General features: G+C 65.1%; 10 protein-coding genes. 1 reads left to right on the forward strand and 9 read right to left on the reverse strand.

Going from position 1 to position 13457, the window contains the following annotated elements; translation table 11 throughout:
* Positions 1-74: 74 nt before the first annotated feature.
* From JS536_RS06375 to JS536_RS06395, 5 genes are all read right to left on the reverse strand, one after another.
* Positions 75-869 carry an ABC transporter ATP-binding protein gene (locus JS536_RS06375; protein ID WP_240544291.1) on the reverse strand — a complete coding sequence of 265 codons (795 nt, stop codon included), beginning with the start codon at positions 867-869 and terminating at the stop codon, positions 75-77.
* 145 nt (positions 870-1014) lie between these two features.
* The gene (locus tag JS536_RS06380) at positions 1015-1809 is read right to left on the reverse strand and encodes an ABC transporter ATP-binding protein (RefSeq protein ID WP_214356268.1); all 795 of its coding nucleotides are present in this window, start codon (positions 1807-1809) and stop codon (positions 1015-1017) included.
* Positions 1806-2852 carry an ABC transporter permease gene (locus JS536_RS06385; protein WP_240544287.1) on the reverse strand — a complete coding sequence of 349 codons (1047 nt, stop codon included), beginning with the start codon at positions 2850-2852 and terminating at the stop codon, positions 1806-1808. The genes JS536_RS06380 and JS536_RS06385 overlap by 4 nt, the downstream gene beginning before the upstream one ends.
* Positions 2849-3826 (reverse strand): ABC transporter permease, encoded by a 978-nt coding sequence (locus JS536_RS06390; RefSeq protein WP_214356294.1) that lies wholly within the window; start codon positions 3824-3826, stop codon positions 2849-2851. Before JS536_RS06390 ends, JS536_RS06385 begins: the two co-directional genes overlap by 4 nt.
* Before the next feature lie 212 nt (positions 3827-4038).
* Entirely contained in the window at positions 4039-5658 is a 1620-nt protein-coding gene (locus JS536_RS06395) for an ABC transporter substrate-binding protein (protein WP_109057600.1), read from the reverse strand.
* Positions 5659-5810: 152 nt separating this feature from the next.
* Between JS536_RS06395 and JS536_RS06400 the strand changes: the two genes are divergently transcribed.
* A complete protein-coding gene (locus JS536_RS06400; RefSeq protein WP_109057601.1) occupies positions 5811-6581 on the forward strand; it encodes a type III pantothenate kinase in 771 nt (256 codons plus the stop codon).
* Positions 6582-6826: 245 nt separating this feature from the next.
* Here the strand turns inward: JS536_RS06400 and JS536_RS06405 are convergent, their stop codons facing one another.
* The 4 genes from JS536_RS06405 to JS536_RS06420 form a co-directional block, all read right to left on the reverse strand.
* Positions 6827-8248 carry a sugar ABC transporter substrate-binding protein gene (locus tag JS536_RS06405; RefSeq protein WP_214356269.1) on the reverse strand — a complete coding sequence of 474 codons (1422 nt, stop codon included), beginning with the start codon at positions 8246-8248 and terminating at the stop codon, positions 6827-6829.
* Between the two features lie 144 nt (positions 8249-8392).
* On the reverse strand, positions 8393-9739 hold the full coding sequence (locus JS536_RS06410; protein ID WP_109057602.1) for a sugar ABC transporter substrate-binding protein: 1347 nt from the start codon (positions 9737-9739) through the stop codon (positions 8393-8395).
* A gap of 331 nt (positions 9740-10070) precedes the next feature.
* Positions 10071-12152, reverse strand: a complete 2082-nt coding sequence (locus JS536_RS06415) for a beta-galactosidase (protein ID WP_214356270.1) — start codon at positions 12150-12152, stop codon at positions 10071-10073.
* A gap of 283 nt (positions 12153-12435) precedes the next feature.
* Positions 12436-13434, reverse strand: coding sequence for a carbohydrate ABC transporter permease (locus JS536_RS06420; RefSeq protein WP_214305407.1), 999 nt, complete (start codon positions 13432-13434; stop codon positions 12436-12438).
* Positions 13435-13457 lie beyond the last annotated feature (23 nt).

Below are 13457 nucleotides of genomic sequence, written 5' to 3' on the forward strand. Positions count from 1 at the left end.
GTTACTTATGTAACTAACCATATAACCAAAAGCTTCCGCCGTCAACACCACCAGCCAAGCCGCGCGGAAAAGCGCTACAGCGATGCGGCGGCGATGAGCTGGCGGGTGTAATCGGACCGGGGGTTGCCGAGCACGGCGTCGGTGGGACCGGATTCGACCACGTGCCCCTCGCGGAGCACCAGGATGCGGTCGGCGATGTGCTGGACCACGCCGAGGTCATGGGAGACCATGATGATGGCGGGCCGGATCGGCTGGCCGGTGGCGGTATCGACGGCGCCCGAGCCCTCGCCGGAAAGGATCGACTGGAAGGTTTCGAGGATCTGCACGCGGGCGGCCACATCGATGGCGCTCATCGGCTCGTCGGCCAGAATGAGCCGCGGGTTGGCCACGATGGCGCGGGCGATGGCCACGCGCTGCGCCTGGCCACCGGACAGGTCGCACGGGTACCGGCCAAGGAACACGCGCGGGTCGAGTCCCACGCGGGCGAGCGCCTGCGCGGCCTTGCCCTCCACCTCATCCACGGCGAACCCGAGGGCACGCCGACGCAGCCACAACGGTTCGGACACCGAACGTTCCACGGTCCAGCGCGGGTCGAGCGAGCCGAACGGATCCTGGAACACGATGGACGATTCGGCGCGCAGCGCGCGGCTGCCGGCCGAACCGCGGCCGACCTCCTCGCCGCGGTATTCGATGCTGCCGGAATCGGCGGCGGCCAGGCCCAGCATGATGCGGGTGAGCGTGGTCTTGCCGGAGCCGGAAGCACCGATCACGGCCAGGCACTCCCCCGCATGCACTTCGGCGGAGACGCCGAACAGCACCTGACGTCGGGAGGCATGGGGCCGGCCGAAGCCAAACAGGCCGCGATGCATGGCACGGTCGGCGAACGAGGCGTTGATGTCATGTGCGACGAGTAACGGTTCGGCCGCCCCGGTATCACGGCGTTCCGTCATGGCAGTCTCTCCCCCGGTCAGCCTACGGCCGTCAGCAGTCTCGACGGAAGCGGTCAAAGCACGGTCAGTCATGGGATTCCCCCTTCCCGCCGGCACGGAGGGTGAGCAGACGGGCCGCGGAGACGAGCTCGCGGGCCTGTGCGGTCGCGGGCGAGGCCAGCAGTTCCGCGGTCGGCCCGGATTCCACGATGCGTCCGGCGTCCAGCACGTAGCAGCGTGTGGTGGCGCGGGCGAGCACAGAGAAGTCGTGCGTGATGAACAGCATCGAGGCGCCGGCGTCGTCTACCAGCGAGGTCAGCAGGTCCACGATCTGGCGTTGCGTGACGGAATCGAGCGCGGTGGTAGGTTCATCGGCGATGATGAACCGGGGCGAGGTGATCAGGGCGGTGGCGATGCCGACGCGCTGCTGCTGTCCGCCGGACAGTTCATGCGGGTATTTGCTCGTCACCTCCCCGTCAAGGCCGACCTTGGCGAGCATCGCGGCCACGCGATCGGCCCGTTCGGCCTTGGTGAGGTCGTAGTGGAGCTTCAGCGGCAGCGCGATCTGCTGGCCCACGGTCATCACCGGGTTCAGCGAGGCGGCCGGATTCTGGAACACCGTGCCCACATACCGGCCACGGAGGTCGGCAAGCGCGCGTTCGCGCAGACCGATCACGTCGGTGCCTCCCATGACGATGGAGCCGGATGCCGCGGCGTTCCGCGGCAGCAGTCCCAGCATCGCCTTGGAGATCATGGATTTGCCGGAACCGGACGAGCCGATGAGGCCCACCCGCTCGCCGTCCGCGATGTCGAGATCCGCGCCGGAGACGATGGACTTGCCACCGATGGTGATGGTCAGGTCACGTACTTGGATGCTCATCGTTCGGCTCCCTCCCCATCATCTTCAGCAATTTCCGCGACGCCCGTATTCCGTGCAACCGGCACGGCGGACGGATCGGCGATCGCATTGTCCGCTGCACCGGCGGACTGCGCGACGGCCTGACGCAGCGCGGGATTGGCCACCGGATCGACGGCGTCGCGCAGCACGTCGCCGAACACGTTGAGGGCCACGACCACCACGGTGACGATGAGGCCCGGCCACAGCACGGTCAGGGGGAACACGTTGATGAGCTTGACGGACGTGGCCAGCGAATGCCCCCAGCTCGGCACGCCGGAGGGCACGCCGATGCCGAGGTAGGTCAGGCCCGATTCGGCCAATACCGCCGTTCCCGCGGACAGCGAAAGCTGCACGGCCAGCACGGGCAGGATGTTGGGAATGATGTGGCTGACAAGTACGCGCCAGCCGCTCGCACCATTGGCCCTCGCCGATTCCACGTACGCCGAGCGGGCGGCGAGCAGGGCGGCCGGACGCGCCACGCGGGCCAGGTTGAGCCCGTAGCCGAAGCCGCAGGCCACCACGATCACGGCGATGGATGCGCCCAGCGGCACGGCCAGAATCAGGGCGATGAGCACGGTGGGGATGGAGATGAGCGCGTCGACCACCACCACGGACGTGCCGGCGAGCGCGGGGGTGCGGGCCACCATCGCGGCGACCAGGGCCAGTCCCCATACGGCGGACAGCGCCACGGTGAGCACCACGATGAGCAGGTTGGTGCGCGAGCCGGCCATGAGCCAGCTGAACACGTCGGCGCCGGTGCCGTCGGTGCCGAGCCAGTGCGAGGCGGAGGGCTTGGCCCACACATGGTATCCGTCCGTAGTCCATAGGGATTGCGGGGTCCAGACGAGGGAGACCAGCGCCACGGCGAGCCACAACGCCAGCACGATAAGCGTGAATTTGCCTTCGCCGCGCCGCCAGATGGACTGCAGAACGATGGAGAAACGACGCAGGGGCTTGTGCGTAACGGTGTGCGCAGCGGTTTCGCCGGCACCGGGCGAGCGGACTTTCCGCATGGTGTTGCTCATGCGGCCACCTCCGATACGGTATCCGCGGATTTGAGCCGCGGGTCGAGGATGCGGTGCAGCACGTCCACCACAAGGCCCACGCCCAGGAAGAACGCGGCGAGCAGGAACAGCTCGCTTTGCACGGCGATGAGGTCGCGGTTGCCCACGTCGGTCACGAGCCCGTTGCCGATGCCGGGCAGGGCGAACAGGTTCTCGATGACCATGACCCCGGTGATCATCGAGGCGAAGGTCAGGCCGATCACCGAGACGAGCTGCGGGGTGGCGAGCCGCAATCCAACGCGCAGCACGGCCTGGGTGCGGGTCATGCCGCAGGAACGCGCCATGTCGATGTACCCGGAGTCCGCCAGGTCGCCCAGCGCCGAACGGGTGTACCGCATGAGGGATGCGCCCACGATGATGCCGACCGAGAGGCCCGGCAGGATCAACGCGAGCAGCGCCCGGCCAGGCGTGGCCCAGCCATCCATCGGGAATCCCTGCGAGGGCAGGATGCCGACGAGACCCGTTCCTTTGCCGAACAGGAGGATGAGCAGCAGTCCGCTCCAGAGCGCGGGCACGGCGCCGCCGATGATGGCGAGTACGTGGAACGCCGCGCGCACGCGGGCCGAGCGGGCCAGCACGGCCGCGCATCCGAGCGGCAGGCCGATGGCGAGGGCGATGAGCAGGCCGAGGATGATCAGGGGGAAGGTGATGGAGGCGCGGGAGGCGACCAGCGAGGTCACGGAGCGGCCGGTCAGGATCGACGTGCCGAAGTCGCCGTGCAGGAGCGCGCCCATCCAGTCGAGGTACTGGAGGGCGAGCGGACGGTTGAGTCCCAGTTGTTCGCGCAGTTGGGCCGCCTTCTCGGGCGGGGCGTTCACGCCGGCCATGATGGAGGCCACGTCGCCGGGCAGGACGCGCAGCGCCGCGAACACCGCGACGGACAGGCCGAACAGCGCCACCACAAACAGCAGCAGTCGGCGGACGACGAATCGCATTGCCATGCTTCCTTTCTATTGGGCTTGCCAGTCGCCGATAACCTCGGCTCCCCTTGGAGTACGCTTTTTGCTCCCCTCAGTCCACTGTCGTGGACAGCTCCCCTCGGAGAGGGGAGCCAGAGAAGTTTTTCGGCTCCCCTCTCCGAGGGGAGCTGTCGCCGTAGGCGACTGAGGGGAGTCAAAAGGAGCCAGAGAGAGCCGAGAACGATGGCCTACTTCGTATACGTCACGTTATACAGCGGCAGGACGGTCTGGTTGAGGCTGAACGGGAAGCCCTTCACGCCCTTGGCCGTGGCGGTGGTGATGCGGTAGTTGAACAGCCAGTCGGCCGGCGCGTCCTCGGAGATGAGCTTGGCGGCCTCGGCGAACTTGGCGTCGCGCTCCTCGTCCGTGGTGGCGGCGATACCCTCGGCGTACAGCTTCTGCACGTCCTTGTTGTCGTACCCGAAGTAGTAGGTCGGGTCGGTCCAGGTGTAGAAGTCGTGGCTTTCGTTGTGGTCCACGAGCGAGAGGTCGAAGTCGTGGTTGGTGTACACGTCCTGCAGCCAGGTGGAGAACTCCACCACATTGACCTTGAGGTCGATGCCGATGGGCTTCAACTGCGAGCGCAGCTGGTCGCCGAGTTCGGTGCCGTAGATGTTGGCGTAGGTCAGGGTGAGCTGGAGCGGCTTGTCCTCGGAGTAGCCGGCCTCGGCCATGAGCGACTTGGCCTTGGCCTGGTCGTACGGGTACAGGCCGGTCAGGTCCTCGTAGCCGGGGTCGAGGGACGGGATCGGGCCGCCGAGGGCCTTGTCCGCGCCGCCGCGGGAGGCGATGAGCTCGTCATGGTTGATGGCGTAGCGGATGGCCTGGCGGATGCGCTTGTCCGCGAGCTTGGAGCCGGAGGCGTTGTTGAAGCCGAGCACGTACTTGTCGGTGCCGTCGCCGGCCTTGACCACGTACTTGGACGGGTCGGAGGTGAACGGTTCGGCCAGGTTCTCGGTGATCGGGGCGAGCACCTGCACGTCGCCGGACTTCAGCGCGTTGACCGCCGCGTTGTCGTCGGCCAGGTACTTGACCACGATGGTCGGGGTCTTGGCCTTGTTCTTGCCCCAGTACTTCGCGTTGGCCTTGAGGGTGATGGAGTCGTTCTCGACGAACTTGGCCACGGTGTACGGGCCGGAGCCCACGGCCTCGGTCTTGAGGTCGTACTTGGCGTCCTTGTCGAACACCAGACCCGCACGGCCGGTGAGGGTCCACAGGAGGTTCGAGTTCGGGGTCTTCAGGGTGATGACCACGGTGGAGGCGTCCTTGGCCTCGACCTTGCTGACGGATTCGAGCGCGTCGGCGTCGTGGTACTGCTTGGCGATGAGTTCGTTGATGGACCAGACCACGTCCTCGGCATCGAGCGTGTCGCCGTTGGAGAAGACCATGTTCTTGTTGAGGTGGAAGGTGTAGGTCAGGCCGTCCTTGGATTCCTCCCAGCTGGAGGCGATGGCCGGAGCCACCTGGTTCTTGGAGTCGCGGGCCACGATGCCTTCGTACACGTTGCCGATCAGGACCTGATCGAGCGCGGAGCCCGCGGTGTTGCGGATGTCGAGGTTGGTGGGGGCCAGTTTGAGGCCGATGGTGACGGTGCTGGCCGTTGCGGAACCGTCCGCCGACGTGCCGGCGTCGTCCTTCTTCGCGTAGGCCAGGGTGACGCCGATGACGACGGCGACCGCCACGATCACGGCGATCAGCGAGATCAGCCACCACTTCGGGCCGTTCTTCTTCGGCTGCTTCGCGCGCGATGCCAGGCTTGCGTCCGTGGTTGCGCCGTTTTCGACGTGCGCACCATTGTCTTGAGACATGATTCTTCCTCTTCGATTGTCGGTAAATGCGGTTGGCCGCCCGCACGGGTCGACCACCGGAGCCCCATCATAGACGCGGGACTGTAATTCACGAATACGGATCGGGGCGGTAGGATGGCCCGTGAAATCCATCTCGAAGCTGGAGGGTTATCATGCTGGTCGCCGTTGACATCGGCAATACGAACATCGTGCTTGGTTTTCTGGACGAGGGCCGCATCGCCGGCACCTACCGCATCACCACCAAGGCGAACCATACTTCGGACGAATACGGGCTGTTCCTGACCGAATTCCTCAGGATGAGCGGCTTCCGGCCGGCGGACGTGGATGACGTGATCATCTGTTCGGTGGTGCCGAAGGTCATGCATTCGTTCCGTTCGTCGATCGTCAAGTTCCTGGACATCGATCCGATGGTGGTGGGGCCCGGTATCAAGACCGGCATGAACGTGCGCATCGACGACCCGAAGTCGCTCGGCGCGGACATCCTGGCCGATTGCGCCGGTGCGTACTATTCGTACGACGGTCCGGCGCTGGTGGCCGATTTCGGCACGGCCACCACGTTCACGCATGTGAGCGGCGACGGCGTGATCGACGCGGGCATCATCACCACCGGCATCCGTGCGGGCGCCGCGGCCCTGTGGGGCGACACGGCCCAGCTGCCCGAGGTGGAGATCACACGGCCGGACACGATTCTGGGCACGAACACGAAGACGTGCATGCAGGCCGGTCTGTATTACACGTTCCTGGGCGGCGTGGAGCGCACGATCACGCAGTTCCGCAAGGAGCTCGGCGGCGAGGACTTCAGGGTGATCGCCACCGGCGGTCTGGGGCGCGTGTTCGCCAACGACACGGATCTCATCGACGTGTACGACCCGGACCTGATCTTCAAGGGCATGGCGCATATTTACGCAAGGAATGTGAAGTAGCGTAGCGGAATCGGCTTGATGGCCGATGCTGTTTTCCCGCAGTCCTTTCGGACTGCTCCCCTACTACCCCTCAGTCTCGCTTCGCGAGCCAGCTCCCCTGGCAAGGGGAGCCAAGACTTTTTTCTAAAAAACTTGGCTCCCCTTGCGAGGGGAGCTGTCACCGTAGGTGACTGAGGGGTAGTAGGGAAGCGGCGGAAGCCGCGGGAAGCACAGCATCGGCCCGCGAAGCGGTGCCGATTCCGTTGCTACTGAATCGTGAAGCCCTGGTTGAAGCCGTATTCCTTGAGGTCCTTCTGCCAGGCGGACAGCCCGTCGCTCAGGCTGACCTTTTTGCCGGGGTCGGCCTTGGGCTTGAGCGGGTTGCCGTCGGCGTCCGTCTGTCCCAGTTCGATGGCCTCCTGCCGTTTCAGATACGACTGGAATGACGAGGCCCATTTGTACGCCTTGCCCACGGTGGTCTTGAAGTCGCTGCGCGCGTACACCTCGAACGGCAGGTACTGGTATCCCACGGACACGTCCTCGGCCGCCTCCGAAAGCACGCGGTTGAACTTCTGGCCGCCGAAGTACGGGATCTCCAGGCCGGATTCGTTGGTGACGGTGGTTTTGTCCAGGAAGTCCTGCGAGTTGAGGGTCGCGTAGTCCGCGGGGAACGCGCCGCCGTCTACACGGGCGGCGATGCCCTGCTTGTCATGGGTCACGAAGTCCACGAACCGGTAGGCCGCGTCCGGCTTGCGCGTGAGCTGCAGTACGGCGAGCGCCGACCCGCCGCTTTCGGCGTTGGTGGGCAGGCCGTCGTAGGTGGGCATGGTGGTCACGCGCCACAGGCCGGCCGCGCCGGGCACGTTGGCGAGCAGCAGCGAGGGCATCCACGCGCCGGAGAACACGGATGCGATGGTGCCGGTGCCCACCCTGCGCTTCCACCGGCCGGACCAGGTGGCCGATGTGGTGTCTATGAGACCCTCGTCGATCATCTTCTGCCAGAATTCGGTGAAGCGCTGCGTGCCGGAGTCCTTGTCGAGGTCGATGGTCACGGTCTTGCCGTCGCGCGAGGTATGGAAGGGCTGGCCGCCGGCGAGCCAGATCATCGCGTCGTAGAAGCTGCCGTCGCCCGAATCGGCGGCGATGTACGCGCCGATGTTCTTGAGTTTCTTGGCGGCCTCGTAGTAGTCGTCCCAGGTCTTGATCTGAGTGGCGTCAATGCCGGCCTGTTCGAACACGTCGGCGTTGTAGAAGAATCCCATGGGACCCGAGTCCATCGGCAGGCCGTAGGTGCGGCCGGCGAGCTGCACGGAGGACCAGGTGCCGAGGGTGAAGAAGTTCTGGTAGTCGGAGCCGATGCGGTCGGTCAGGTCGAGGAGCTGCCCGGAGACGGCGTACTGCATGAGCGCGTAGTACTCGATCTGCGCTACATCCGGGGTGCCGTAGCCGTCCTGGATGGCGGTGTTGAGGTTGTCGTATCCGGAGATGTTGGTCCATTCGACGCGGATGTCCGGATTGGCCTGTTCGAATCGCTGGATGACCTTGCCCATGCTCGGCTCCCAGCTCCATACGCTGATGACGGTGCGGTTGTCCTCGGTGGCCTGCCCGCAGGAGGCCAGCGCCACGGTGAGTATGGCGGCCAGTGCCGCGGTCGCCGTTCGCCTGATTCGCCGTCCGATCATACGCATGGTGACGAGTGTACTATTCGCCGGGTATTGGAGGCGATGCCCGGCGAAACGGCGGAACCCCGCCCGCAACGGTGTGCGGACGGGGTTCCGGTAGGGAGGGTGTTCGGGAATCGCTATATTGCGCAATCTCCGTGGAATCACGGCTTACTTGACGGTGAAGCCCTGATCCTTGCCGTAGTCCTGCAGGGCCTTCTGCCAAGCGGCGATGCCGTCGCTCAGCTTCTGGTCACCGGTGTAGGACTTGCCGACGTAGTCGCCGAAGATGGTGCGGGCCTTGACCTCGAAGGGCAGGAACTGGTAGTCGGAGGACACGTTCTCGGCGGCCTGGGCCAGGACCTCGTTATACTTCTGACCACCGAAGTAGTCCACGTCCTCGCCGTCGGCGTTCTTGACGGTGGTGGCGTTCTTGAAGGAGTCGGACTCAAGGGATGCCTTGTCGGCCGGGAAGGCGCCGCCGGCCACACGGGTGGCCACGCCGTCGCCGTGGTTGGCGTACTCGATGAACTGGTACGCGGCATCGGCCTTCTTGGAGGAGGCGAGCACGGCCAGCGAGGAGCCGCCGTTCTCGGAGTTGGTGGCGGAGCCGTCGGCGGTCGGCATCTGGGTCACGCGCCACTTGCCGGCGCCGTCGGCGGCGGAGTTGGCCAGGTTGGCGGGCATCCAGGCACCGGTGAGCAGGGAGGCGATGGTGCCGTCGACCATGCCCTTGAACCAATCCTCGGACCAGCCGGCGGTCTTGGTGTCGAGCAGGCCCTCGTCCAGCATCTTCTGCCAGAACTCATTGAACTTCTGGACGTTCTCGTCACCGGTCAGGTTGATGGTGACTTCGGAACCGTCGGAGGAGGTCTTGAACGGCTGACCACCGGCGAGCCAGGTCATGGAGTCGTAGAAGCCGGCGTCGCCCGTATCGGAGGTGATGTAGTAGTTATCGCCAAGGGCGTGGATCTTCTTGGCGGCCTCGTAGTAGTCGTCCCAGGTCTTGATCTGGGTGGCGTCAACGCCGGCCTTGTCGAAGACCTCCTTGTTGTAGAAGAAGGCCATGGGGCCGGAATCCATCGGCAGGCCGTAGACCTTGCCGGCGAACTGCACGGAGGCCCACGGGCCGGGGGTGTAGAAGTCGGAGTAACCGGAGGTCTTGTCGGTGATGTCCAGCAGGTTCTGCTTGATGGCGTACTGCGGGATGGCGTAGTACTCGATCTGGGCCACATCCGGAGCGCCGTTGCCGGCCTCGATGGCGTTGTCGAGCTGGGTGTATTCCTTGGTGTTGGTACCGACATTCTTGAGGTCGACCTTGATGCCGGTCTTCTTCGTGAAGTCCTTGGCGACCTGGGTCAGCGTGGGTTCCCAGGCCCAGACGGTGATCTCCTGCACGTCCTTCTCCTGTGCAGGCTGGCTGCTGGAGTTGCTGTCGGAACCGCAGGCGGCAACGGAAACCAGCATGGCGACGGCGCCGGTGAGGGCGACGGCCTTCTTGGCGGTGGTGAACTTCATCGTTCTGTTCTCCTTCCTCGAATCGTCCAGAACGATTCAAACTTATTTTTGTCGCTCGTAACCATAGACGTTTGCCGGGGCTAAACTCCTCATTTCACCTCGACGTTGAGAATCGGCTTACTGTTGCCGATTGCTAATGTATGGTTGCGATAACATCTTCTAGTATACACACGGTTTCCGCGAGCGCAAACGGAAACCGTCGGCGTGTTATCGCAAACACTGTGTATTCGGGCGGTTCCGCTTCGGCCCGGCAAAGACGTAAAAATGCCCGGAACCATGCGCGGTTCCGGGCATTGCAATCCTTGGGACGTACGGGCTGTTCGGCTTACGCCTACAGCTTCACGACGAGGACGCCGTTGGGCTGGATGGCGGCGGTGTGTTCGGACTCGTTGACCTGGGCCAGCGAGGCGACCAGCGGCTCGCCCTCCACGTCCACCACGGCCACATCGTGCGTGCGGTTGAACAGGAACACGAAGTGGTTCTCGTCGGTGGCGTCCGCGCGCTCCACGCGCAGCACCTCGCCGCGATCGTCCTCGGCTGACGTTTCGATGCCCAGTTCCTCAAGCATCGCGGGCAGGCTCTTGGCCAGCCCCTCGCGGCCGAGTCGGGCACCCACGTACGCGGCCTTGCCGTCGCCGAAATCGTTGACGGTGATGGCCGGCGCGCCGTTAAGGCCAGTCCACTTGTCCGCCTTGAAGGAGGCAACCACGTGGGCGGTGTCCGCCACGGAGGTGATCACGTCGGCGAAGTCGTGCGCCACGGCGCCGTTGGTGAGGTCGAGGTGGTCCATCGCGCCCGGGAAGTCGTTGCCCATCGGGGCGAACTCCTCCACGCGCACGCCCACCACGTCGCGGATGGAACCGGGGTAGCCGCCAAGCCAGACGTGGTCCTTCTCGTCCACCAGACCGGTGTAGTAGGTCACGAACAGCTTGCCGCCGTTGGCCACGTACTCGCGCACGCGGCGGGAGGTCTCCTCGGAGAGGATGGCCAGGCTCGGCAGCACCACGGCCTCGTACTGGTCCCAGGGACCACGGACGGGCACCACGTCGGCGGTGAGACCGTTGTCCGCCAGCGCGCGGAACCACGCGAGCGGCTCAGTCCAATGGCGTACCTCCTGAGTGGGCGTGGCGGTGTGTTCCGTGGCCCACTGGGACTCGTAGTCGAACACGACGGCGACCTTGGACTTGACCAGCTTGGTCTTCAGCAGGCCCTCGTCGGCGAGTTTGTTGAGGTCGGCACCCAGCTCGCACACGTCGCGGAAGATCTGGGAGTCCGGCCCCGCGTGCGGCACCATCGAGGAGTGCCACTTCTCGGCGCCGGCCTTGGACTGGCGCCACTGGAAGTAGCAGATGGCGTCGGAGCCCATGGCCAGGTGGGCCAGGGAGTCGCGCACCAGTTCGCCGGGCTCCACGCGGTAGTTGATCGGGCGCCAGTTGACGGCGGACGTGGAGTGCTCCATGAGGAACCACGGGTTCTTGCGGGCGATGCCGTCGCACAGGGAGGCCGAGTAGGCCAGCTCGTCGAGGTGCGCCTCGCCGGGCGTGAAATAGTGGTCGTTGGACACGAAGTCCACGTCATAGCCCCATTTGTCGTAGTCGAGGCCGGTGCCGCCGGCGGAGACCATGAAGTTGGTGGTCTGCGGCTTGCCGGGGGTGATTTCGAGCAGGGCGTCGCGTTCGGCCTTGTAGAAGTCGAGCAGGGCGTCGGAGCTGAAGCGCTTCCAGTCGAGCAGCTTGCCGGGGTTCATGAAGTTGCCGTCGCCGATGAAGCGCGGCGGGATGATCTCGGAGAAGTCGTTCATGCGCTGCGCCCAGAAGGCGGTGCCCCAGGCGTCGTTGACGGCGTCGATGGTGCCGTACTTCCTCTCGCACCACTGCTGGAAGGCGCGCTCGGCGTCCTCGGAGTAGTCGAAGCGGTTGTGGCAGCCGTACTCGTTGCTCACATGCCAGGAGACCACGTACGGGTTGTCCTTGTAGTGTTCGGCCATCTTGCGGCAGAGCTTCAGGGCGTAGTCAAGGAAGACCGGGCTGGTGGCGCGCCAGTGCTGGCGGGCGCCGGGCTGGCAGACGTCGCCGCGGTAGTCCACCCACAGGATCTCCGGGTGGGCCTGGGTCATCCACATGGGCGGCGAGGCGGTTCCGGAGGCGAGGTCGACGGCGATGCCGGCCTTGCCGAGCTTGTCGATGACGCGGTCGAGCCAGTCGAAGTCGTAGACGCCTTCCTCGGGCTCGAGCTTGGCCCAGGAGAAGATGGCCACGGAGACCAGGTTCACGCCGGCCTGCTTCATCAGCTCGACGTCCTCGTCCCAGACTTCTTCGGGCCACTGGTCGGGGTTGTAGTCGCCGCCGTACCAGATGCGGGGCTTGTTGCCCGCAAGCGGCTGCGGCCATTTGAATGGACGATGTTCGGTCATGGTTGTCGATCCTTGTACAACGTTGTTTATGAGGATTCTCGGGGTGGAGGAGGTATCGGCCGGTGGCCGATGCTGGTGTTCCGCAGGCCTTGCGGCCTGCTCTTCTACTACCCCTCAGTCCGCTTCGCGGCCAGCTCCCCTGACAAGGGGAGCCAAGGCCTTACACGTGTAGGGCTTGGCTCCCTCTGACGAGGGAGCTGTCGAACGAAGTGAGACTGAGGGAGAGAAGCGGAGCAGGCGGAAGCCTGCGGGAAACACGGCATCGGCCGCAAGGCCGATCCCGCTACTCCTTGACGGCGCCGGCGGCGAGGCCGGACTGCCAGTACTTCTGCAGGCACAGGAACGCGATCACCAGCGGGATGATCGTGATCAAGGAGCCCGTGATCACCAGGTTCTGGATGGCCTGGCCACCGGCGGTCGAGGCCTGGTCCTTCCACTGGTTCAAGCCGATCGTCAACGGATACCAGTCGGCGTCCTTCAACATGATCAACGGCAGGAAGTAGTTGTTCCACGTCGCCACAATCGTGAACAAAGCGGTCGTCACGATGCCGGGGGCCAGCAGGGGCAGGCTGATGGTCCAGAACGTGCGGAACTCGCTCGCGCCGTCCACGCGGGCGGCCTCCAGCAATTCGGTGGGGACCGCCTGCTCGCTGAAGATCCACATCAGGTACAGGCCGAACGGGCTGATCAGGCTCGGGATGATCATGGCCCACGGGGTGTTGGTCAGGCTCAGCTTGGCGAACAGCAGGAACTGCGGCACCGCGAGGGCGATGCCCGGCACCGAGATGGAACCGATGATCACCGCGAACACGGCCTTACGACCCGGGAAACGGAACTTCGCGAGCGCGTAGCCGCCCATGATCGCCAGCAGGGTCGCGCCGCCCGCGCCCACGACCACGTACAGGAGCGTGTTGACCAGCCAACGGCCGAAGATGCCGTCCTGATACGTGAACACCGTCACGATGTTGTCCCACAAGGCGAAGCTCTTGCCGAAACCGAGACCGAACGTACTCGTGAAGTCCGCCTGCGTCTTCGTGGCGTTGATCGCCAGGTACACGAACGGGAACAGGCAGTACACCGCGAAGATCGCGCACAATACGGTCATCAGCGTCGAACGCCTCGGGTTGTTCACGTTCGCGAAACCGGCCTTCTCGCTCCTCTTGCGCTCCGCGGCCTCATCACGCGCGATACGCTTCTGGCGCTCCTTCTCGGCCTTCTTCGCGGCCCGCTCCTGGGCCCTCAGCTCCGCATCCGTCAGACGGGCACTCGTCGCCGCACTCATCACGCACGCTCCTTCACAATCAC

The sequence above is a fragment of the Bifidobacterium sp. SO4 genome, assembly GCF_018555355.1.
Lineage (GTDB): Bacteria > Actinomycetota > Actinomycetes > Actinomycetales > Bifidobacteriaceae > Bifidobacterium > Bifidobacterium miconisargentati.

Bases quoted from the DNA above. Each gene is read 5' to 3' on its own strand.
- JS536_RS06385 (WP_240544287.1), bottom strand. From the start codon at position 2,852: ATGAGCAACACCATGCGGAAAGTCCGCTCGCCCGGTGCCGGCGAAACC.
- JS536_RS06375 (WP_240544291.1), bottom strand. From the start codon at position 869: ATGCATCGCGGCCTGTTTGGCTTCGGCCGGCCCCATGCCTCCCGACGT.
- JS536_RS06400 (WP_109057601.1), top strand. From the start codon at position 5,811: ATGCTGGTCGCCGTTGACATCGGCAATACGAACATCGTGCTTGGTTTT.
- JS536_RS06410 (WP_109057602.1), bottom strand. From the start codon at position 9,739: ATGAAGTTCACCACCGCCAAGAAGGCCGTCGCCCTCACCGGCGCCGTC.
- JS536_RS06395 (WP_109057600.1), bottom strand. From the start codon at position 5,658: ATGTCTCAAGACAATGGTGCGCACGTCGAAAACGGCGCAACCACGGAC.
- JS536_RS06380 (WP_214356268.1), bottom strand. From the start codon at position 1,809: ATGAGCATCCAAGTACGTGACCTGACCATCACCATCGGTGGCAAGTCC.
- JS536_RS06390 (WP_214356294.1), bottom strand. From the start codon at position 3,826: ATGCGATTCGTCGTCCGCCGACTGCTGCTGTTTGTGGTGGCGCTGTTC.
- JS536_RS06415 (WP_214356270.1), bottom strand. From the start codon at position 12,152: ATGACCGAACATCGTCCATTCAAATGGCCGCAGCCGCTTGCGGGCAAC.
- JS536_RS06405 (WP_214356269.1), bottom strand. From the start codon at position 8,248: ATGCGTATGATCGGACGGCGAATCAGGCGAACGGCGACCGCGGCACTG.
- JS536_RS06420 (WP_214305407.1), bottom strand. From the start codon at position 13,434: ATGAGTGCGGCGACGAGTGCCCGTCTGACGGATGCGGAGCTGAGGGCC.